19 protein-coding genes are annotated in these 20,908 nt (G+C 49.5%); 6 read left to right on the top strand and 13 right to left on the bottom strand.

Going from position 1 to position 20,908, the window contains the following annotated elements; all coding sequences use genetic code 11:
* Nucleotides 1-4: 4 nt before the first annotated feature.
* From mpl to murI, 5 genes are all read left to right on the top strand, one after another.
* On the top strand, nt 5-1,360 hold the full coding sequence (gene mpl / locus ABXJ76_RS18830) for a UDP-N-acetylmuramate:L-alanyl-gamma-D-glutamyl-meso-diaminopimelate ligase (RefSeq protein ID WP_432742892.1): 1,356 nt from the start codon (nt 5-7) through the stop codon (nt 1,358-1,360).
* A gap of 217 nt (nt 1,361-1,577) precedes the next feature.
* Nucleotides 1,578-2,594, top strand: a complete 1,017-nt coding sequence (trpD, locus tag ABXJ76_RS18825) for an anthranilate phosphoribosyltransferase (protein WP_432742890.1) — start codon at nt 1,578-1,580, stop codon at nt 2,592-2,594.
* A gap of 13 nt (nt 2,595-2,607) precedes the next feature.
* Nucleotides 2,608-3,408, top strand: a complete 801-nt coding sequence (trpC, locus tag ABXJ76_RS18820; protein ID WP_432742888.1) for an indole-3-glycerol phosphate synthase TrpC — start codon at nt 2,608-2,610, stop codon at nt 3,406-3,408.
* A 572-nt stretch (nt 3,409-3,980) separates the two neighbouring features.
* Nucleotides 3,981-4,226 carry a DUF6868 family protein gene (locus ABXJ76_RS18815; RefSeq protein ID WP_432742886.1) on the top strand — a complete coding sequence of 82 codons (246 nt, stop codon included), beginning with the start codon at nt 3,981-3,983 and terminating at the stop codon, nt 4,224-4,226.
* A 97-nt stretch (nt 4,227-4,323) separates the two neighbouring features.
* Nucleotides 4,324-5,181: a glutamate racemase gene (gene murI, locus ABXJ76_RS18810; protein WP_432742884.1), complete on the top strand. Its 858-nt coding sequence runs from the start codon at nt 4,324-4,326 to the stop codon at nt 5,179-5,181.
* Nucleotides 5,182-5,226: 45 nt separating this feature from the next.
* Here the strand turns inward: murI and mtnC are convergent, their stop codons facing one another.
* The 13 genes from mtnC to ABXJ76_RS18745 form a co-directional block, all read right to left on the bottom strand.
* On the bottom strand, nt 5,227-5,904 hold the full coding sequence (gene mtnC, locus ABXJ76_RS18805; protein ID WP_432742882.1) for an acireductone synthase: 678 nt from the start codon (nt 5,902-5,904) through the stop codon (nt 5,227-5,229).
* A complete protein-coding gene (locus ABXJ76_RS18800) occupies nt 5,901-6,524 on the bottom strand; it encodes a 1,2-dihydroxy-3-keto-5-methylthiopentene dioxygenase (protein ID WP_432742880.1) in 624 nt (207 codons plus the stop codon). Before ABXJ76_RS18800 ends, mtnC begins: the two co-directional genes overlap by 4 nt.
* Nucleotides 6,521-7,141, bottom strand: a complete 621-nt coding sequence (locus ABXJ76_RS18795) for a methylthioribulose 1-phosphate dehydratase (RefSeq protein WP_432742878.1) — start codon at nt 7,139-7,141, stop codon at nt 6,521-6,523. The genes ABXJ76_RS18800 and ABXJ76_RS18795 overlap by 4 nt, the downstream gene beginning before the upstream one ends.
* A gap of 119 nt (nt 7,142-7,260) precedes the next feature.
* Nucleotides 7,261-10,779, bottom strand: a complete 3,519-nt coding sequence (locus ABXJ76_RS18790) for an EAL domain-containing protein (protein WP_432742876.1) — start codon at nt 10,777-10,779, stop codon at nt 7,261-7,263.
* Nucleotides 10,780-11,070: 291 nt separating this feature from the next.
* The gene (locus ABXJ76_RS18785) at nt 11,071-11,523 is read right to left on the bottom strand and encodes a tellurite resistance TerB family protein (protein WP_432742874.1); all 453 of its coding nucleotides are present in this window, start codon (nt 11,521-11,523) and stop codon (nt 11,071-11,073) included.
* Between the two features lie 130 nt (nt 11,524-11,653).
* Entirely contained in the window at nt 11,654-12,592 is a 939-nt protein-coding gene (locus ABXJ76_RS18780) for an HpcH/HpaI aldolase/citrate lyase family protein (RefSeq protein ID WP_432742872.1), read from the bottom strand.
* Nucleotides 12,589-13,674: a cysteine protease StiP family protein gene (locus ABXJ76_RS18775; RefSeq protein ID WP_432742871.1), complete on the bottom strand. Its 1,086-nt coding sequence runs from the start codon at nt 13,672-13,674 to the stop codon at nt 12,589-12,591. The genes ABXJ76_RS18780 and ABXJ76_RS18775 overlap by 4 nt, the downstream gene beginning before the upstream one ends.
* On the bottom strand, nt 13,675-14,439 hold the full coding sequence (locus tag ABXJ76_RS18770) for a hydrolase (protein ID WP_432742868.1): 765 nt from the start codon (nt 14,437-14,439) through the stop codon (nt 13,675-13,677).
* Complete coding sequence (locus ABXJ76_RS18765) at nt 14,411-15,613, bottom strand: phosphoribosyltransferase domain-containing protein (protein WP_432742865.1); 1,203 nt, start codon at nt 15,611-15,613, stop codon at nt 14,411-14,413. The genes ABXJ76_RS18770 and ABXJ76_RS18765 overlap by 29 nt, the downstream gene beginning before the upstream one ends.
* 297 nt (nt 15,614-15,910) lie before the next feature.
* Nucleotides 15,911-16,933: an ATP-grasp domain-containing protein gene (locus ABXJ76_RS18760; protein ID WP_432742863.1), complete on the bottom strand. Its 1,023-nt coding sequence runs from the start codon at nt 16,931-16,933 to the stop codon at nt 15,911-15,913.
* A gap of 6 nt (nt 16,934-16,939) precedes the next feature.
* Nucleotides 16,940-17,533 carry a TerD family protein gene (locus ABXJ76_RS18755; protein ID WP_340123474.1) on the bottom strand — a complete coding sequence of 198 codons (594 nt, stop codon included), beginning with the start codon at nt 17,531-17,533 and terminating at the stop codon, nt 16,940-16,942.
* A 272-nt stretch (nt 17,534-17,805) separates the two neighbouring features.
* Entirely contained in the window at nt 17,806-18,381 is a 576-nt protein-coding gene (locus ABXJ76_RS18750; RefSeq protein WP_340123473.1) for a TerD family protein, read from the bottom strand.
* Nucleotides 18,382-18,496: 115 nt separating this feature from the next.
* Nucleotides 18,497-19,072 carry a TerD family protein gene (locus ABXJ76_RS18745; protein ID WP_432742859.1) on the bottom strand — a complete coding sequence of 192 codons (576 nt, stop codon included), beginning with the start codon at nt 19,070-19,072 and terminating at the stop codon, nt 18,497-18,499.
* Between the two features lie 586 nt (nt 19,073-19,658).
* Between ABXJ76_RS18745 and ABXJ76_RS18740 the strand changes: the two genes are divergently transcribed.
* Nucleotides 19,659-20,663, top strand: a complete 1,005-nt coding sequence (locus ABXJ76_RS18740; RefSeq protein WP_432742857.1) for a DUF475 domain-containing protein — start codon at nt 19,659-19,661, stop codon at nt 20,661-20,663.
* The last annotated feature ends 245 nt before the right edge of the window (nt 20,664-20,908 follow it).

Here is a 20,908-nt window from a genome sequence, read left to right as displayed (position 1 = left end):
AACATTGCATATTCATATCTTAGGTATTTGCGGCACATTCATGGGCGGACTGGCCGTCATTGCGCGGCAGCTGGGGCATCAGGTCAGCGGTTCCGACCAGAATGTTTATCCGCCGATGAGCACGCAGCTGGAACAGCAAGGCATCGTATTGATGGAAGGTTATCGGGCTGAAAATCTGGACAGTAAACCTGACTTGGTGATTATCGGCAATGCCCTGTCGCGCGGCAATCCCGAAGTCGAAGCGGTGCTTAATCAGGGATTGCGATATGTTTCCGGTCCGCAATGGCTGGCCGAGCATGTGTTGCAGGATAAATGGGTGCTGGGCGTTGCCGGAACTCACGGTAAAACCACCACGACCGGCATGCTCAGCTGGATATTGGAGCATCAGGGCTTTAATCCGGGTTTTTTAATCGGCGGCATCCCGTTAAATTTCGGCATTTCGGCGCGGCTGGGAGAATCCGACTTTTTTGTGATCGAGGCCGATGAATACGATTCCGCGTTTTTCGACAAGCGTTCAAAGTTTGTCCATTATCGCCCCCGCACCGCGATCCTGAATAATCTTGAATACGACCATGCCGATATTTTTCCCGACCTGGATGCGATCAAAAAACAATTCCATCACTTGGTCAGGACGGTGCCCGGAGAGGGCCTGATCATCAGCCCCGAATGCGACGCCAATATCAATGAGGTATTGGCGATGGGCTGCTGGACGCCGGTTGCCAAAACCTCTATTAATTCCGATGCTCAGTGGAATGCACAATTAGTTAAAGCCGACGGCAGCCGATTCGACGTACTGCTGGACAAGCAAGCGCAAGGCTGTGTCGAGTGGTCGCTGACCGGCGAGCATAATGTCTACAACGCATTGTCTGCGATAGTCGCCGCCAAACACGTCGGCATCCTGCCTAGGGATGCGATAACTGCGCTGGGGCAGTTTAAAAATGTAAAACGTCGTATGGAAGTGATCGCCAGCATCAACGGCGTGACCTTATACGATGACTTTGCCCATCATCCGACCGCGATACAAATGACGCTGGACGGCTTGCGCAAACAGGTGGGATCAGAGCGCATCATCGCGATAGTCGAGCCGCGCTCGAACACCATGCGCCTGGGGGTGCATACCAAAACCCTGGCGGAATCGTTGGCTAATGCCGATCTGGCCATCATCTACCAGCCGGAAACGATGGGCTGGGATTTAAGCGAGCTGAAAAAATATGCAGACAATATTGAAATCTACCCATCGCTGGATGACATCATCGTCAGGCTTAAATCTGAAGCGCGGCACAAAGGCCATTTTGTGTTGATGAGCAACGGCAGCTTCGGCGGCATTTATCAGCGCTTGCAGGACGAGTTGAACGGCTGATTTTCATAGCCCTAAAAACGGCGATTAGTCCACGAAAAGCACGAAAGCCAAAAGTAGGCGCCTTTAGGCGACACGAAATAAATCAGCATGTTGTATTGGTAAAGCCATTCACATTTTGGGTAATCCGCTACAGATTGGTATATCTCCTTGAATATTTTCGTGCTTTTTGTGTTTTTCGTGGATAAATTGATTTTCAACTTTCAAACACCAAAATAAAATGCACATACAACAAGCCCTGCAAGCCCTGCTGAACAAACAAAACCTTAGCTCCGAGCAAATGCGCGAGGTGATGCGGCAAATCATGAGCGGCAATGCCACCGATGCGCAAATCGGCGGCTTCTTAATCGCGCTGCGCTGTAAAGGCGAAACCATCGACGAAATTGCCGCTGCGGCCGAAGTGATGCGCGAATTAGCCGGAAAAGTAAAGGCAACCGGCGAGCATGTCATAGACACCTGCGGCACCGGCGGCGATGGCGCCAATACCTTTAACATCTCCACCACCGGCGCCTTTGTCGTCGCCGCAGCCGGTGGGCAGGTTGCCAAACACGGCAACCGTTCCGTATCGAGCAGTTGCGGCAGCGCCGACGTACTGGAAGCCGCTGGCGTTAATCTGGATTTAACCGCCGAACAGGTCGCGCATTGCGTCAATGAAATCGGCGTGGGCTTTTTGTTTGCGCCTAAACATCACGGCGCAATGAAGCATACCAGCAATGCCCGTAAAGAAATGGGCGTCAGAACCCTGTTCAATCTGTTGGGTCCGTTATCCAATCCTGCCGGAGCGCCGAACCAGCTGATCGGCGTATTTGATCGACACTGGGTAGAGCCGCTGGCGCAGGTATTAAAAAAACTCGGCAGTCGGCATGTGCTGGTGGTCAATGCCGACGATGGCTTGGATGAAATCAGCATCGCCTCGCCGTCAACCATTGCCGAGCTTAAAGACGGAGTCGTCACCCGCTACACCGTTACGCCGGAACAATTCGGTTTCAATCGTGCCAGCCTGGCCGAATTGGCCGTTGATGGTGCGGCTTCCAGCCTGGTGATGGTAAAATCGGTGCTGGACAATAAAGCCGGAGCGGCCAGGGATATCGTGGCGCTCAATGCCGGGGCGGCAATTTACGCAGCCAATATCACCGATTCCTTAAGCGCCGGCGTAGAAAAAGCCCAAGCGCTTATCGCCAGCGGCGCGGCCAAAGCCAAATTCGAGGCGTTGATCGCCTACTCAAAAACTTCATAAAACGACAGAGACCATGACCGATACTCCAGATATATTAAAAAAAATCCTCGATAAAAAAGTCGAAGAGGTAGCCCGACGCAGAACCGGCATGACCATCGCCAACCTGGAAGAAATTGCCGGAGGCGTAGAAAGTCCGCGCGGATTTTATAACGCGCTGCACAGCAAGGTATTGGCCAAGAAACCGGCCATCATTGCGGAAATCAAAAAAGCCTCGCCCAGCAAAGGCGTGATCAGGGCGGATTTTAATCCGATCGCGATAGGTCAGGATTACGCGATGAACGGTGCGGCCTGTTTGTCGGTATTAACCGACAAGGAGTTTTTTCAGGGTTCTGAAGTCTATTTGCAAATGGTCAGGGAACGCTGCCCGCTGCCGGTGCTTCGAAAAGATTTCATGATCGATCCCTATCAAATCTATGAGGCCCGCGCCTTGGGCGCCGACTGCATCTTGCTGATCGTCGCCGCGTTGGCAGACAGTCAAATGCACGAGCTGTCGGATGCTGCAACTAAACTGGGTATGGATGTATTGGTGGAAGTTCATAATGCGGAAGAACTGCAAAGAGCGCTAGCGCTGGACACCAAACTGATCGGCATCAACAACCGCAACCTGCGCACCTTTGAAACGTCATTGCAGGCCACGCTGGATTTAAAAGCCGATATCCCGGCAGACCGATTAATCATTACCGAGAGCGGCATTCATAGCCACGAAGATGTGCAGCTGATGCTGGATAATGACATCTATGCTTTCCTGGTCGGCGAAGTGTTTATGCGGGCGGAAAGCCCTGGGCAGAAGATGAGAGAGTTGTTTGCGTTGTAGGTCGAACGATAAATTGTTGATTCCTTTCATGGTGAATCCTTCGACTAAGCTCAGGCGAGTTTTGTCGAGCCATGAATGGAACCAACTTGTGCAGCATTTTCCTAGTAGGCTGTCGGATTAATAGAGCAAACCAACGCGCCTAAGCCAGGTTAAAATTTAAAAAAATCTCGGTAATAGACAATTAAGTTGTACGGCAATTTTATTCTGGCTAGAAAATGCTTATTTTTCAGCTTCGACGTTTGTATCTGTAGCGGGTCTGCTTGGGCCTACACCTGAGTCACATGCAGCAAGGGCCGATACAGCAATAATTAACAACAAAAAATGGCTGATTTTTTTCATAGGATTTCTCTGATTATGATAATGGAAATACCGCCACTTTTTATAAAGCAGTGGCAGAAAAGAGGACGTAAAGTCCTTGATGGATCGGAAGCCAGTATGACAGTTATCAATAAATATATCAAAAATATTGTGGTATATAGGTAGTCCTATGCCTTGTGCAGTCAATTTTAATGCCGTAGTGTTTAAGTCCTGTGTAATTGTGAGCGTTAGACCTTGATGGCAAAGGAGGATTGATGATGACAATAGAAATGCTGCGTGGATTTTTAGGGTGGTCTACCCTGATCAATTTAGGCTTCGTATGTTACTGGTTTTTCTTTATCATGTTTGCGCATGACTGGATGTACAGGCTTCACAACCGGTGGTTTACCTTGTCGGTTGAGCGCTTCGATTCAATTCATTATGCCGGTATGGCTTTATATAAAATGGGCATACTGATGTTTAATCTGGTGCCTTATTTGGCCTTGCTGATTATCAGTTGAATAAAGCACTGACTCAGAGTAAAGCCTATGGGATAACCTTTTGTTATCTTCCCTCTTAAAATTAGTGTCCTGAGCTGACAGATAAAGGTTTCAAAAAATGAAAGCCGCAAATCCCATTGGTGTTTTCGATTCAGGCGTTGGCGGATTATCCGTTCTGCAAGCGATTCGCAGAGCGTTGCCGGGCGAACATCTATTGTATGTAGCCGATTCGGCCTATGCACCGTATGGCGATAAATCCCAGCAATTCATCGAAGCCCGGTCAATTGCTATTAGCCAGTTTTTAGTGAGCCAAAACGTCAAAGCCATCGTCGTTGCCTGCAATACGGCAACCGGCGCGGCGGTCACAACGTTGCGCTCAAAATTTGCTGTGCCGATTATTGCAATGGAACCTGCGGTAAAACCGGCGACGGCGAACACCCAATCAGGGGTAATCGGCGTTCTGGCGACCAGTCGAACCTTGGCTAGCGATAATTTTGTGCGGTTGTTTGCGCGACATGGCACTAATGTAGAGATACTAGGCCAGGCCTGTCCCGGTCTGGTTGAGCAGGTGGAAGTGGGTGATTTGTCCGGCAACACAACTCGATTATTGCTGGAGCGCTATGTGCGTCCGTTATTGGAGCAGGGCGCCGATACTCTGGTGTTGGGCTGTACCCATTACCCGTTTTTGGCACCATTGATACAGGAGATAGCAGGGTCCAAGGTTGCCGTCATCGATTCCGCTGCCGCAGTTGCACGGGAGCTGCGCCGCCGTCTTGAAGCGGATCATTTGTTGGCAGACTCGGCTAGGATCGGGACGGAATATTTTTGGACTAGCGGCGCACTCGATAAAGCACGGCCGCTGATTGCTCAATTATGGCAGGCGGATGTTGAGGTTTGCGCTCTGCCAATATACGCGGTTGACGTTGGCCGGAATAAGACCGCCCAAGCCGATCCTGAGCGTAGACGAAGGGCGTAGAGGCTGCCGGATCTGCCGGTTTCCGCTTTCGCTCAAACAGACTTATTAGCCTACGCTGATTTGATCGAAACTATTCACCTGCCGGTGTTCGGCTTGCGGGTCGGGCGCGTTGTCCCGAGTCAACCAGATGGTTTCAAAACCTGCTGCTTTGGCGGCATCCAGTTCTTCTTTAATGTCCGATAAAAACAGCAGCTGGTTCGCCGGTATCGCCAGTTGTGCGGCTATGTTGCGATACGATTGTTGTTCTTTTTTGCCGCCGATATGGGTGTCGAAATAGCCGGAAAATAACGGCGTCAAGTCGCCGTATTCGGTATGCGCGAACAGCAGTTTTTGCGCGTAAACCGACCCGGAAGAATAAACATATAAATCCAGGCCGTTAGCTTTCCATTCTTTGAGTTTTTCAGCGGCATCGGCATACAGGTGGCCTTTGAAATCGCCCTGTCGGTAACCGGCTTCCCAGATCAGGCCTTGCAAGGATTTTAATGGCGTGACTTTTTTATCTTCGTCTAGCCATTGGATCAATTGGGCGATGATTTGCTCAATAGACAGTTTAGAGTCGACTTCTTTGCAGACATCTTCCAGTAGTGTTTTAACCTGCGACTCATTTTCATGGCTGCGGATAAAGCCCGGCAGATTGGTGCGCGCATACGGAAACAGCACATCCTTAACAAATAAAATCGACGAGGTCGTGCCTTCGATATCGGTGACGATGGCTTTAATCATGACAGTTCGGCAACGTATTGATCCAGTGTGAGGAAAGACTTGGCAATATCGCTGCCGGTAAAGTCGGCCACCCAGCCGTCCGCTGTGGTAAACAGGCGGATGCATTTAAAGCAGGGGTTTTCGCCCATATCGAACCAGTGCGTGGTGTTGGCCGGCACGCTGATTAAATCGCCTTGCTCGCACAGCACGGCATAGACTTTATCGTCGACATGCAGGTAAAACAGGCCGCGCCCTTCGATAAAAAAGCGCACTTCAAAATCGGCATGGATGTGTTCGGACAGAAACTTCTGCCGGAACGCGGCTTTGTCGGGATGATCCGGGTTTAAGCTGATCACGTCAACGGATTGAAAACGGTATTGCTGTTTCAAGCGGTCGATGGAATCGTTGTAGGCCGCCAGCACGGTGTCCTGGTCGGCGTCGGCGGCAAGCTCGCAGTTGGCTGTCCAGCGCTCGAACTGTACGCCTATGCTATTCAGCCGGTTTTGGATGGCGCTAAACTCGGTGAATGTTTCGCCAAGTTGGTCGCATCGGTTCCCTCGGCAACTGCTCCTGCGTTGCTCTACCTCCTGCATTCCTGGCAGTCGAGGTTGATTATCGGGATAAACGGTTAATGCGCTCATAGTTTTTTAACTCCGTGCAGTCGTAATTCACAATCAAATAAAAATTCCAGCGCCTCAAGATGGCGTAGCGTTTCCTGTACCGAACTGCCCCAGGTATAAAGCCCGTGTCCGGCAATTATATAGGCATAAATGGCCCCGTGTTGGTCGAGGTATTGTTCCACTTGCCCGGCCAGACGGGGGATATTCTGGTCGTTGGCAAAAATCGGGATAGCAACCCGGCTTTCATGGGTATCAATGCCGGCCAGGGCTTTTAACAGCTCGTAATTTTCCAGCGCGATTTCGGATTTGAACAGGCGTGAACACAGCGTGGCATTCATCGAATGCGGGTGCAGTATCGACTGGATTTCCGGGAAACGTTTATACAGCGAGGTATGCAGCACCGTTTCTGCGGATGGTTTTTTACCGTCCAAGGCGTTAGCGTCGCTATCGATCAGCATAATATCGTCCAGCTGTAACCGGCCTTTGTGTTTGCCGGAAACGGTAATGGCAATAGTGCCGTCAGGCAGGCGTGCGGAAAAATTGCCGCTGGTTGCGGGCACCCAGCCCTTGCTGTCGATAAATCGACCGGCATCGATTAACTGATTGGCCAGGATGAGAAAATCTTCGGTATAGATCATGTCGGTTGATAATTGTCGGGGTTAAACGTTACGGGCGAGGTTGCAAACCCCGCCCAGCACAATTTTTCGTGCTTTTCGCGGACGATTCTTTTGATAGGGTCATTATTTTGGCAATCACCTTAAGCCGACGCTGATGGACGCGATTTTTTCCATTCCACTGGCGCCTGCCATTCTTTTACCCAATCCGCAAGCTCGGAGGCTGGCATAGGTTTGGCAATGCCGTAGCCTTGTGCTAGGTAGCAGCCCATTTGCAAAAGGGCGATGCCGTGTTCAATTGATTCCACACCCTCGGCGATAACCTGTCTTCGGAACGATTCGGCCAAACCGATGACGCCTTGTACGATGGCTAAATCATCCTCGTCTTCCAGCATATCGCGGACAAAAGACTGGTCAATTTTTAGCGTCTCCACAGGCAGATGTTTGAGGTAACTGAGCGAGGAATAGCCAGTGCCAAAATCATCCAGGGCAAACTGTACGCCCAATGCCTGACAGTCTTTAATAACCTGGGATGTCAGCGATAAATCGATTAACGCTTGGGTTTCCAGTATTTCCAACTCGAAATGCGCCGGTTTGGCAGTGGGATAGCGTTCGAAGGCGTAATAGAGCTGCAGGATAAAATCATCCGTTTGCAGCGATCTGGCGGTGATATTGACGCTGATGTGGAGTTGCAAACCCAACCGTTGCCAATGCTCCATGTGCTGCAACGCCTTGTCGATAACCCAGGCATCGAGTTTGGTTATAATGTCATGGTTTTCAAGCAGCGGCAGAAAATCGCCCGGCATGACCACGCCGCGTTCAGGATGCCGCCAGCGTATCAAGGCTTCTGCGCCGAACACGATACCTTGCTGCATGTCGACTTTGGGCTGGAAAAAAAGTTCGAATTCCTCGTTTTCAAGCGCCTGTTCAATGCGGTTTAGCGCCTCGCGATGCGAATGGAGTTGACGATCCAGCTCCAGATTATAAATATGAAAGCAGTTTTTCCCCTGTTGTTTGGCCTGATACATGGCCTGATCGGCATGCCGTAACAGCGTATCCGGGTCGGTGTTATCTTCGGGGAAAATGCTGATGCCAATGCTGGCGGATACCGAAACAGCCTGGTTTTGCAAGGAAACAGGCTCGCTGATGACTTCCAGCAGACGATGTAAAGTAGTTTCGCAGTCTTCAACTTTGTCCAGTCCCAGCAATAAAAACACAAATTCATCGCCGCCTAAACGGGCGATGGTATCGCCTTCGCGCAGGGCGTTTTTAATGCGCAGGGCAATTTCGATCAGCAGTTGGTCGCCCGCTTCATGGCCCAGTCTATCGTTAACCGGTTTAAAGCCGTCCAGGTCAAGATAGCCGACCGCCATTAAACAGTTGTCCCGCCTGGTTTGAGCAAATGCCAGATGCATACGGTCCGCCAATAGAATCCGGTTGGGCACACCGGTTAGCGGGTCGTAGTGAGCCATGAGCTCCAGCTTCCGTTCTTGCTCTTTAAGCTGCGTAATATCAGAAGACGTAGCAATATAATGGGTTATTTTGCCGTGCTTATCAGCAACCGCAGAAATGGTGAGCCATTCGGCAAATATTTCTCCCCCTTTCTTGCGGTTCCAAACCTCGCCGCGCCAGTAACCCTGGCGGCCGATTGCTTGCCACATGTTTTCATAGAAGCTGATATCGTGAAGTCCCGACTTAAGCAAACTTGGATTTTTACCCAATACTTCATCTCGTGAATATCCGGTTATGCTGGCGAACGCCGGGTTCATATCAATAATGTTGCGCTGTGCATCGGTAATCAGGATGCCTTCCTGCGTACTTGCAAAAACGCTGGCGGCCATACGCTGTTCTTCTTCAACCTGTTTTCGTTTGCTGATTTCACGCCGTAAACGCATATTCCAGGTGACAATAAAAGCAAGCAGCGCCAGTGCCGCCGCGGCATAAAGCAGAACGGTTTCAGTTTTTACGCCGGACTCATATTTCAAACTCACCCAACGATTCTGGATGGCGTCTTTTTCAGCCCGGGGGATGTCGGCCAGTGCTTTGGCAAGTAAGGATGCCAGCTCGGGATTAAGCCGGGTGGCGGCCATGCGCTGGTAACTTTTGTAACCGGTATCCCCGGAAAAACCGAGATTAAGCATGCCCTCTCTTTTAATCGCGTAGTGGGTTGAAGCGGCATCGCCAATATAGGCATCCGCTTTGCCGCTGCTGACCCGATTCAAGGCATCGCGAATATTTTCGGCCGGAATCAGTTGTATTTCAGGATGGTCACGCATAAGCAGTTCTTGCATGAAGTAGCCCCTTTCCAGCGTCACCTGCTTGCCGTTGAGAGGATCCAGGGTACCGATAAATCCGTTATTACTATCGTTGATAATGATGACAGGGGTGCTTAGATAGGCTTCCGTGAACAATAAATAGCGCTCACGTTCGAGTGTTTTGTTGGCGTTGGAGATCATATCCAGCTCGCCGCGTTGTGCCATTTCCAAAATTTCAGACCAGGATTTACCCTTCACTATGTCAAGCTTCACGCCCAGCCGTGGTTCGATCAAGGCAATATAGTCGGCGCTCAGGCCGACGTAATTGCCGTTGGCGTCTATCCATTCGTACGGCGCAAAATCACGGTTTATGCCGACGCGAATAACCGGGTGGGCCTGCAACCAGGCCTGTTCCTCCGGGGTGAAATCAAGCTTGCTGTGCTTTTCCTGGAGGTAAATAAAGCCTTCCAGATGATCTATTGAATTGACTAGACCGAGTTGCTTATAAGTGTCGGCGATGCGTTGAAAACGCTTGGTGTCGGTGTGGCCGATGGGAACGGTCTCCGGCAAAATCATCTTTATTGTTTCGTGTGCCTCAAAACGCAAGTGATCGGCAGAAAGCCGGTTACCGGGGTTGTATTTGTCCAGAATGATTTGAATAAGTTCGTCCTGATGTTTGAGTGCATAATCCCAGCCTTTGAGCGAGGCGCGCAGGAAACGCTGAACTCTTTCCGGATGCCGATTTATTTCCTGTTCCGTGGTAAACAGATTATCGCTCAAAAAATCTACGCCGTAGTTGCGAGGATCAATGATGTTGATTTCGATGCCTTTCTTTTTGAAGTAATCAACCTGATTGGTAAGATAACTAACCATGACGTCAGTTTTGCCGTTGATCAGGTCGTCGGGATTGAAGGTATTATCTAAATGGGTAAATTCATTAGCAGAAACACCCGCTTCATAAAGCATGGCAAGTAGCGGCGCATTGTCATAACTGTCTTCCATGACCCGTTTGCCCTTAAGCTCGTAGGAGCTGACTATGCCGGAATTTTTTAAGGTAAGATACACCAGCGGGCTATGCTGAAAAATAGAAGCCAAAACCACCACCGGCTTGCCGACCAGCCGCTGTTCCAGCAGGCCGGTATCGGCTACGCCGTATTGAGACTCGTCTTTTAGAACTTGCTCAATGTTATTGATGTCGGGAATACGCTCACGGATAGTGACATCCAGATTTTGTTCAGCGTAAAAACCTTTTTCCTTGGCCGCGTAGTAACCGGCGAACTGGAAAGAATGCAACCACTTGAGCTGCAAAGAGACTTGTTCGGCAGCTGGTGTGGGCTCGGCCAATAAGGGAGATGAACTCAGTGCCAGACACAATAAAGCGATCAGCCGGAAAAAAGGCATAAGCATCAGGATGTGAAAATTTGTGATTCTAGCATTTCGGTATGGTGCTGTTCAGATTATTATAATTATCAGCATTAAATTAAATACGCTGTAAAACGGCTTTTAATAGTGACCGTTTACAGAGTAAGTTTTAGCCGATTAAGGTTGCCTGCACATTGCTCGGCGACAAAGCGCTTTGAATAGCCGCGAGAGAATATCATTTTTATCGAAATGTTAATTCTAAATTATTGCGGAGTTACAATAATAAGCGACCGGTTGGCCGCTTATTCAAGCGTTCAATCCCCGCTTGCTAACCGATTACAATTCAAATTCCGCAGGATCAATCGCCAGTTCCTGGGCTATTTTAATAGCTATCTTTTTTTCAGCGTAATCAAAATCCCCATCCGAAGAGGCAATGCCGATAATCATGCGCACCAACAGGCGCGAGGCTTGCGCGTTGGACTTCATCTTGCCTAAGGCTTCATAAGCTTTGGCTTCACCAATGTCCTTATCGAATTCAAGCTGACCGACGAAATCCTGAAAAGCCTTGATCACATCGCTGGTGGTGAAAATCGACAGCGCATCATGGCTTTCGATAAATTTAATCATTTTTTGCTTTTCTTCCGAACTCACGCTGCCATCGGCCATGGCGATCAATGCGGAACCCGCCATTGCGGCATTCAAAAAATCCTTGTTCTTGTATTTTAACGCCTCTGTTTTTAACTCATTGGCTTTGCTTTTTAATTGACTTAGAAAATTATCGAAACTCATGGTGTTCTCCTGATGTTAAGGGTGTTGTTGTGGTTTTAAGTTGCTGCCCGAAAAATAATCGACCAGTTTGGTAACCTGGAGTTTACCATTAATCTTTTCCAACCATGTAGGTCGGGTTAGCGCTAATGATTTACACAATCACCCCGGTATATTCCGGCAAGGCGAGCGCTACCTTGTTGCCGTAGCACTGCTGTCTATCGATAATATCCTGCCCCCATTGTTTGTGCGTCGCCACTTCGCACATCGCGTTGTGCATTCTGAATACCGCAGGTGACGCGCTTTGATTCAAGCTAAGCGCCATGTCATAGTCTTCGCTATCGACGCTGTACATGGCTTCAATGACCGGTACCTGAGTCGGATGAATGGCCGTTTTACCGGTCAAACCATGCGCCAGATCCAGTCGAATCTCTTTTTGCAAGGTGATGCTGTCATTCAGATATTCGAATACCGGCGCTGACAATGAAAACCCGTAAGGCTTAAATACGGTCGCCAGTTGTGCGATGACATGGCCCAGCGGCGTCTCATACAAGGTCATATTTCTGGGGCGTCTGATACCTAAAATATTCATCAAGTCGTTGCCGCCGATCCGCAGCATCAATATCCGCGCAAAAACAGTATCCTGCGCCAAGCCCTGACGCAGTTCAGTCATCGCGGCGGCATCAAAAACATCCTTGGTTTCCAGTGTCGGCATAACCTTGAAGGGAGTGCCCTGCAGTTGATCGAAATAAGCGTGAAAATTGCCGGCATTAAATTTCGGCAGCACAAAGCCGTCGATTTTTTCAATATCGGGCAGCGCCAGCAGCCGCGCCAGAACTTCAGGATTCCTGGCGCGAATAAAACGAAAGCGCTGCGGCGCGTCTCTAAAGCCCTGCAAGCAAAGCCCCAAATGGCGCAAACTGCTGTCTAGTTCGCTATGGGATACCGCATCCTCGGTACAAAAAATCATCGACCGCAAGGCTTGCAGTTTTTCGCCGTTGGCGCAATCCATCAGGTCGAGACGATGCGCGGGCATATACAGTGACGCACCTAAACACCAAGGCGAAAAAACTTTCGGTACTGTATTCATCATGGCAACTCCTTGATTAACGCTACTGCTTGGTACGGCAGGTCGGGAAAAATAGCGATGGGAATAGATCGGGACTCGGCCAGCCAACGCAAATGTCGGGTCGCGGCACCCTCTTCATCCCGTAACAGCAAGACCTTGGCTTCGCGCCGTAATAAAACCCGCGTGGCCTCACCGATACCGGGCTTAATGTAATGGTGCCGATTGACACCGTAATGCGTTGCAATCCAGGCCAATAGCGCTTGGGAAATCGCTTGCAATTTTAGCCGGTCATGACTGCAGCTTACAAGATTGCCCTGTTGCCACGCCTGTTTAATGCAAGTCAGCATCGTGTCAATAAAATAACGGGACAGATCGTGCGGCTCAAACTGCCGGTAATAAACGCAACCATGAAAATCGGTTGGGCCGGCCGTATCAGGGGCGTAAATTGAACGGCTGACCAGACCCGATACCGTCGCATTCAGGATGCACGAGGGAATCAAATAATCCTCGGACGTTGCGGCAAATGTAGCGCTGCCCGACAAATCGGCCAACACGTACAGTTCGGCAGGAATAGTCGCGCCATCGCTTGCGGCAAAAGCCTGTAGGCTGGCGGTCAACTGCTGCGCAATAACGCCTTTCCCGGTCCAGCCATCGACAAAAACCAGCGATTCCGGGGCATGATTTTGCGCAATAAAGCGCAACGCATTTTGGTCGATGCCGACATCGCGCAGTATCGAAATAGAATAATGGCTAGCCTCGGTATCGAAATAGCGCCGCAGAACATGCTTAAGCAGTACGCCGACCGGCGTTCCGGCACGCGCCAGAGAAACCAGGGTAACGCCGCGTCGACGGGTGGCGACTATGCGTTCGGCCAATAGCAGCACATGTTCGGCCATGCGCTGCTGATTTAAGGCCATCGCCTGATAAAACAGCGGTAAATAATGTTCCGGCGGCAACGACTCATGGGTCAGCATTTGGGAGTAATGTTGTTTGCCGGATTGGATTAAGGCTTCCTTGATATGGATGGGCGTGTCCTCTATCGCCATCGGTTTTAATAAAAACTGTACATCGTCTGCAGTGTAACTGCCGGTGAAAGGAATCGTCATTTATGTGGTTTCGGCAAAATCCAGCGCTTGAAACAGCTGGGTATTCTTGGGAATTAGCGCGTAATCGCACAGCGCCATAAACGCTGCGTCGGTTTTGCTGTCGCCCGCACCAAAGGTCAATACTTTGGAATGCTGCTGTTTGTAGCCTTCCAGCAGATAACTGACCGCGCTTTCTTTGTTGATAATCTTCGGTAATAACGCCAGATTGTTGCCGTTCAAATGCCAATACAAACTGCCGTCAAGCACATGCGGATGCGCGATGATAACTTCATCCAACAGGGTTTTTAATATCGCTTCGGTGCCGTCACTGTGTTTGATCACGCCATACCAGGTTGTACCGAAATCGTTAACCAGCCGTGGTTTAAAACCGCAATGTCGTTGTGCATAAAGCTCAACTTCCGCCCACACCGCCAATAGCTTTTCCTGGTAAGCCGGTAAGCTTTGCAGGATGTTATCCATCCACACCTTATCGACAGTACCCTGTTTATTCAAAATCACCGCGCCGTGGTTCAATACCACTTCTTCCTGAAACGGCAGGTTGACGCGCTCAAAGGCGTGAACATCGCGCGCCGTTACCGGCACGATCTTAAAGCCCTTGGCCAGCCAATGCCACAACCACTGCTGTTTTTGTGTCGCGTAGGAATTAGCCGAACCGTCAGGTAAAAAAGCCCGCGCCTGTAGTGGATGATTATCGACATCGGGTGCGCATTTTCTTAAGGTCTGGAATAAGGTGTCATCAAGGTCTAAAAAAATGTAGCTTTGCATAGGTAGTGTTGCCTGGTTGGAGTTCAAATTTTGCGCTAATGGCTTGCCATGCGTGCAGTCGGTCATTTAATGCTGCACACAGCGGGGTTTCATGGCAAAGAATAATGTCCCGGTAATCATCCGGGTTCAGGTTGTAAATAAAATTGGGGATAGCATCGTCGTAGTTGTCTTCAAATTGGCATACCGAGCCGATAGCGTTGCCTTGATGAATCGGCGAGCGCGTGGTGCTTTGCACCTTGACCTTAAAACCCCGGTTTTCCAATTCGCGGCCCAATAGATAAGCGGGGGCGTTGCATTCGCCTGTGCCTAAGACCAGAATCGGGCGTGAGTCGGTTGCCTGATCGCAGCTAAAGCCATTGCTGCACAGCTGCTTGAGCACATCCTTTTCCAAGTTTATCTGCGCATCCAAACCTAAGCGGCCCGGCCAAGCTAACAACGATTTTTTACAGTCGCCATTACCCGATACATTGACGGTGATGCTGTCAATAGCCGCGTTTTGGCCGTCCTCAAAGCGCAATAAACCCTGCCTGAAACACAGCCATTCGACCGCTACACCGGCTTGATCTTCCAAGGCGGCGCGATCGTCTGGATGGGCAAAATTGACTAAACTGACGATGAATACTTTTTGCAGGCCGGGATTAACTTCTTTGTAGGCTTTGATCAGGCGTAAAAAGGTAAGTCCGGTACTGATTTCGTCATCGATTAACACCAGCGTTTTGGCCGTTAAAAACTGCTGACGAAGATCTGTCCGCTCAGGATAATACAAAAAAAAGTCAGTAGCATGACTATGCGCCTCTTCAAATTCCAGTCGTTCGATGCCGTCCAGGTGATAACGGGTCGTCTGGATAAAGAGGGCCTGCTCTGCACCTTCACGGCAGGCCGCCTCAAATACGCCGTAACCCAAGCCGGTTGCGGTTTCCGCCATGCCTATCCATAGCGAACCGGTATCTGCCCCGCTATTTAATACCATCCGGGCCAGGGCCCGATAAGACCAGCTCATGACTTTGGGCGATACCGGATAATGCTTGCCCAGGACCTTGCTGACCAGCAAAAACTTGCGCTTGCTGCTCACTCTGGCCGCAAATCCCAGCAAGCGATTCAGCGGAATGCGTCCGGGTTCGATGTCGAGATGCAGGGTTCCGGTGTCTAGTTTTATGGTTACTGTTTTTGGCATAGTTTGTTGTGGAGTTATTGCGTAAGTTGTATGCAGTTTGTGACGCTTCAGCGTCGCGTTCGTCAACGCCGACGAGTCACAGGTAATTAAGGATTTAATCAATCTTCCTTGCTGGTTTAAACCTCGGCCTTTTAGGCCATCGCTATCTACACAAGTTAAATTGTAGGGGCGATCCGGCAGGTCGCCCCGCAACAAGCGAAGCGATGTTGCTTTATCGGGCGCGGATTTATTGGCGTTGTTTAATGTCTATCGCGCGAATAAATTCGCGCCCATGGCAACGATAAAGCAATCAACAGTTCACAACAATTCCTGCATCACCACCGGCGTATTAATCTCGCTCACCCTTAGGCCATAACGAATACTCGGAGGCTGGCATGCTTTACCTTTGATAGCCTGCAACGCAATCTGCGCCAGATTGGCGCCGGATAAACAGGCCATGCCGAAACCGCCGGAAGGACGCGGGTTGATTTCCAGTAAACGCACACCGTGTACGCCTTCCTTGAACTGGATATTGAACAAGCCGTTGAGTCGGTAATGCGCGGTTAGTCTTGCCACCATGCCGTCAATATCGGCGTTGTTATCGATGGTTTGTCCGCCGCCCGCCAGTTGCGATTTTTTGCGTTGCACCGCACACAGCAATTCGCCGTGCCGTCCGGCGCAATCGACACTCCATTCAGGGCCGCCCAGATGTTCCATGACCAGCAGGGTGGCAAACTCCGGAGTGTTAGCCATACCTTGCCGCAATTCTTGCAGCGGAATCTGGTATTCAACGCCTTTAAGTAGCTGGGTAATGCTGTCGCGCTGGGTATCCAAAACCCGAAAGCCCAGGCCGAACACCGAAACCGCCGGTTTAACGCATAATCTTTGGTGATGTGCCGATAATGCGGCAACCGCGCTATCAAACGCATCACGGCCGTTAACGGCGATAAAGTCCATGGTTTGCGCAACCTCTGCAGGCAACGCGGCATAAAAATCGGCCTTGTTATGCAATAAGCTCAACGTATCAAAATCGGCAACCGACACTACCTGCACACCAATCGCCTGAAATAATTCAGAGTGTTTACTGATCAGCGCCGCTTCTTTTCCGGGCCAAAATAACTGAATATTGTGTCGCCGACAAAAATCCACGCACCATTCAAGATACTCGTGTTCAGTGAGTTCGGCAGGTTCAACATAGTGCTCATCCGCTGCCAAAAAAGCAGTGGCATGAGCTTGGGTGTGAGTGCAAATCAGGGTGATTTCGCCGTTCGGTGCCGACTGGCGAAGATTTCTAAATACGGCGTGTATGGTCGAAAATGTTTGGTTAAACCAAATTCTCATTGATGCCTACAAATGAATGATAATTTGCGGCAACAAGGCTTCAATGGTGCGGCCAGTGCCATTTTCACCGATTGCATGCATTTTCCACTCGCCATTATGCCGATATAGTTTTGTCATGATTTGTGCGGTATGGGAACCTTGAGAGCTCAGTGTATAACGGGCAATTTCGGCATTATTGCTGCTGTCGATGATACGGCAATACGCATTGTCAACTTCATCAAAAGTCTGACCGGAAAAGGAGTTAACGGTGAATACCAGCGATTTAACATTGGCAGGCACTTTATCCAGGTCGACCTTAATTTGTTCATCATCGCCATCACCGGCGCCGGTACGATTATCGCCGGTATGCACAATGCTGCCGTCACGGCTTTTCAGTTGGCCGAAATAAATGGTGTCAACCACCTTGTTTTGATCGTCAAACAATACGCAAGAAGCGTCCAGATCGATAGCATCGCTTTTGCCGCCGCCGAACATGCCTTTTAACATGCTGACGGGGACTTTTTTAGCATCCCAGCCCAAACCCATGACGATCTTGCTTAACGCACCGCCGGACTCTTTGGACAAAGAAATTTTCTGCCCTTTTTGTAAATTAATAGCCATACACATTACCTCAATAAATGTTTCAATCCACACCCGCTCTCATCAGTCGAGTGACAACCGCCGACGGATAGAAGTCGGTGGATTGTTCCTTCTCGTGAACGAGGAGGTTGCCAAAAAAATAACGATGCAGGTGCATCGTTGTCAAACTCAAATAATCCCCCTGAAGGGGGAGGTTTCAAACCAGCGAAGAAATTTGATGAACCCTGCTGTGTTAAATGGCAGCAGGATTTTTGATGATTTGAAATTTCAAAATAAACAATCGTAGGGGCGGTTTAAACATTAACCCCGAAAGAGGCGGCTAAAGGCCCTAGTCCACCGGCAAAACCTTGGCCAATAGCTTTAAATTTCCAATCGGTACCCACGCGGTAGATTTCGCCAAAAATCATCGCAGTTTCGATTGATGCGTCTTCGCTCAAATCATAACGGGCGATTTCTGCGCCGCCTTCTTCGTTGCAGATACGGATATAGGCATGACTGACTTGACCGAAATTCTGTTTACGCGTTTCGGCGTCATGAATGGTCACCGAGAATACGATTTTGTCCAGTTCGCCGGGAACTTTGGATAATTCAACCTTGACGGTTTCATCATCGCCATCGCCAGCACCGGTGGTATTGTCACCCTGATGCTGAACCGAGCCATCGCCGACCACCTTGTTATTGTAAAAACAAAAATCGCTGTCGGAGCGAACTTTGCCGTCCATTTTGACCAGAAAAGCGCAGGCATCTAAATCAAACGCTGCGCCGTCGGTTGCACGGGCATCCCAGCCTAGTCCCACGACGATTTTATTCAAGCCCGGGGCTTCTTTACTCAGATTAACATTGCCGCCTTTGGTAAGTGATACTGCCATGATTCTCTCCTGATGCTTAGTTAAGCTATATTAAAACCGCGTAGCGGCTAATGTTTCAATCCACATTCGACCTCTATCCGTCGAGTGACACTATAGAGGTCGGCTAACGAAAGTACTAGATACTAATACCGTATTGACGAGCTAATGCGGCCAACCCGCCTGCATATCCCTGACCGACGGCTTTGAATTTCCATTCGGCGCCGTGTTTGTAGAGTTCGCCGAAAACCATCGCGGTTTCAATGGAGGCGTCTTCGCTTAAGTCATAGCGGGCGACTTCGCTGCTTGAGTCTTTATTAATGACCCGAACATAGGCTTTCGAAACTTGACCGAAATTCTGTTTGCGCAATTCGGCATCGTGTATGGTCACGGTAAAAACCACGCGGTGTATATCGGCCGGGATTTTGTCGAGCAGCACGATAACGGATTCATCGTCGCCGTCGCCTTCACCGGTACGGTTATCGCCGGTATGCTCAATCGAACCGCAAGTGGATTTAGTCTGGTTGTAGAAAATAAAGTCGCTGTCGGATCTGACTTTACCGTCTTCTTTGACCAGAAATGCACTGGCATCCAAATCGAAATCTGCGCCGTCGGTGGGTCTTGCATCCCAGCCGAGACCGACAATCAGGTTTTTAAGGGTCGGATCAGTCTTGGACAGACTGATATTGCCGCCTTTAGTGAGCGAAATAGCCATCAATAAATCTCCTTGTATAGAGTGCAAAGTCTAAATAGACACGTTATCAAAAGTCTTTTAACGCTATTTGTTTCATGAGTCCGGCAAAAAAAATAGTAAAAGACTGCTGATTCATTACGTAGTACACCGGTCGACCCATCCATAAAAGTAATTCGACAGGTGGATTGCCATGATAACCGCTAATAAACTACTTGCCTAGTCAGCCATGTATTCGAGGAAAGCGTATTTATTGTATCTGCGTTCGACTGCATGAAGGTAGGATATGCGCCCCTAAGGCATAGCTATCTACACAAGTTAAATTGTAGGGGCGATCCGGCACGACTGCATGGATGCAGGAGGTAGAGCAACGCAGGAGCAGTTGCCGAGGTCGCCCCTACCCTTTATCGCGACAACGGGAAGGTAATATCAGTTATTCATTCCGTAGACTGTATGGGTTTTACAACCGGCTGTAACGCGTAGATCGTTAAAAATACCGGTGAAATTTTCAAGCAGTAAAGTGTCGTTGCTCTCAGGATAAATGTTGATTTTAAATTAAATCCACCTATAGTTGGTCAACAAAAAATCATCAATCTTCAGCGAGTACACTATGCAACATTTTCGTCTTTCTTTTATTGTCACTGCGATTTGCCTGGCGGCCGCATTTTATTGGGGTGGAATAATGGGCGTTTTTATCGCCATTATTCTGGGAGTACTCGAAGTCAGTTTGTCATTCGATAATGCGGTGGTTAATGCTTCCATTCTCAAACGCATGGATGACCGCTGGCAGCAGTACTTCTTAACCTGGGGGATTTTGGTGGCCGTTTTCGGTATGCGCCTGTTGTTTCCTATCGTGATTGTGGCAGCGGCCACCGGCATCGGATTTATGGGCGTCACCGACATGGCCTTAAACGATACCGCGACCTATGCCAAACATTTGGAAGAATCGCATGTGCAAATTGCGGCATTTGGCGGCATGTTCCTGCTGATGGTGTTTTATTCGTTTATTTTTGACGAGGCCAGGGAGCTGCATTGGCTGGGCTACATAGAAAAGAAAATGGCTTCATTCGGCAAGCTTGAAGCCATTGAAATTATTATGGCCTTAGCGCCGCTGTTAATCATTCAAAACTATCTGCCCGAGGAAATCCGTCTGGATGTTCTGGTCGCCGGCGTCACCGGGGTTATCTTATTCGTTATCGTCGACAGTCTGGCGGCCTTGTTTGAGGATGAAGAAGAAGGCGAACAGGTTGCTGCGGTGCTTAAAAAAAGCGGCATAATGAGTTTTATTTACCTTGAAGTCTTGGATGCGTCGTTTTCATTCGATGGGGTGATCGGTGCGTTTGCGATTACCCAGGATGTGGTCATCATTATGCTGGGCTTGGCGATCGGCGCGATGTTTGTAAGAAGTCTGACGGTTTATCTGGTGCGCAAAGGTACGCTGGATGAATATGTGTTTCTGGAGCACGGTGCGCATTATGCGATCGGCGTATTGGCGGGCATTATGCTGCTCAGCATCACCTATCATATTTCCGAAATCATTACCGGCTTGTCGGGTGCGATATTGATCGGCTTATCGGTGCTGTCATCGATCCGTTACAAAAAACTGCATGCCTGATGCAGCGGTTCGTGGATGTTCCGCGTATCGTTCCCACGCTCCGGCGACTGTGAAAGTATTATCCAGATCGAGCTGAAAAAATTATTTACCACAGAGAACACGAAGGACACGGAGAAAACAACAGCATTAATTCAAGGTATTAAAAACTTCGTGCTCTCGGCAACTGCTCCTGCGTTGCTCTAGTTCCTGCATCCATGCAGTCGTCCGTGTTCTTCGTGGTTAATTTCTAAATATGAATACTTTCA

The sequence above is a fragment of the Methylobacter arcticus genome (genome assembly GCF_050917435.1).
In the GTDB taxonomy this organism is placed as follows: Bacteria; Pseudomonadota; Gammaproteobacteria; order Methylococcales; family Methylomonadaceae; genus Methylobacter_A; species Methylobacter_A titanis.
The sequence above is the reverse complement of the archived record's forward strand: the minus strand, read 5'-3'. Positions and strand labels throughout refer to the sequence as shown.

Bases quoted from the DNA above. Each gene is read 5' to 3' on its own strand.
- trpD (WP_432742890.1), top strand. From the start codon at position 1,578: ATGCACATACAACAAGCCCTGCAAGCCCTGCTGAACAAACAAAACCTT.
- trpC (WP_432742888.1), top strand. From the start codon at position 2,608: ATGACCGATACTCCAGATATATTAAAAAAAATCCTCGATAAAAAAGTC.
- ABXJ76_RS18815 (WP_432742886.1), top strand. From the start codon at position 3,981: ATGATGACAATAGAAATGCTGCGTGGATTTTTAGGGTGGTCTACCCTG.
- murI (WP_432742884.1), top strand. From the start codon at position 4,324: ATGAAAGCCGCAAATCCCATTGGTGTTTTCGATTCAGGCGTTGGCGGA.
- mtnC (WP_432742882.1), bottom strand. From the start codon at position 5,904: ATGATTAAAGCCATCGTCACCGATATCGAAGGCACGACCTCGTCGATT.
- ABXJ76_RS18800 (WP_432742880.1), bottom strand. From the start codon at position 6,524: ATGAGCGCATTAACCGTTTATCCCGATAATCAACCTCGACTGCCAGGA.
- ABXJ76_RS18795 (WP_432742878.1), bottom strand. From the start codon at position 7,141: ATGATCTATACCGAAGATTTTCTCATCCTGGCCAATCAGTTAATCGAT.
- ABXJ76_RS18790 (WP_432742876.1), bottom strand. From the start codon at position 10,779: ATGCTTATGCCTTTTTTCCGGCTGATCGCTTTATTGTGTCTGGCACTG.
- ABXJ76_RS18785 (WP_432742874.1), bottom strand. From the start codon at position 11,523: ATGAGTTTCGATAATTTTCTAAGTCAATTAAAAAGCAAAGCCAATGAG.
- ABXJ76_RS18780 (WP_432742872.1), bottom strand. From the start codon at position 12,592: ATGATGAATACAGTACCGAAAGTTTTTTCGCCTTGGTGTTTAGGTGCG.
- ABXJ76_RS18775 (WP_432742871.1), bottom strand. From the start codon at position 13,674: ATGACGATTCCTTTCACCGGCAGTTACACTGCAGACGATGTACAGTTT.
- ABXJ76_RS18770 (WP_432742868.1), bottom strand. From the start codon at position 14,439: ATGCAAAGCTACATTTTTTTAGACCTTGATGACACCTTATTCCAGACC.
- ABXJ76_RS18765 (WP_432742865.1), bottom strand. From the start codon at position 15,613: ATGCCAAAAACAGTAACCATAAAACTAGACACCGGAACCCTGCATCTC.
- ABXJ76_RS18760 (WP_432742863.1), bottom strand. From the start codon at position 16,933: ATGAGAATTTGGTTTAACCAAACATTTTCGACCATACACGCCGTATTT.
- ABXJ76_RS18755 (WP_340123474.1), bottom strand. From the start codon at position 17,533: ATGGCTATTAATTTACAAAAAGGGCAGAAAATTTCTTTGTCCAAAGAG.
- ABXJ76_RS18750 (WP_340123473.1), bottom strand. From the start codon at position 18,381: ATGGCAGTATCACTTACCAAAGGCGGCAATGTTAATCTGAGTAAAGAA.
- ABXJ76_RS18745 (WP_432742859.1), bottom strand. From the start codon at position 19,072: ATGGCTATTTCGCTCACTAAAGGCGGCAATATCAGTCTGTCCAAGACT.
- ABXJ76_RS18740 (WP_432742857.1), top strand. From the start codon at position 19,659: ATGCAACATTTTCGTCTTTCTTTTATTGTCACTGCGATTTGCCTGGCG.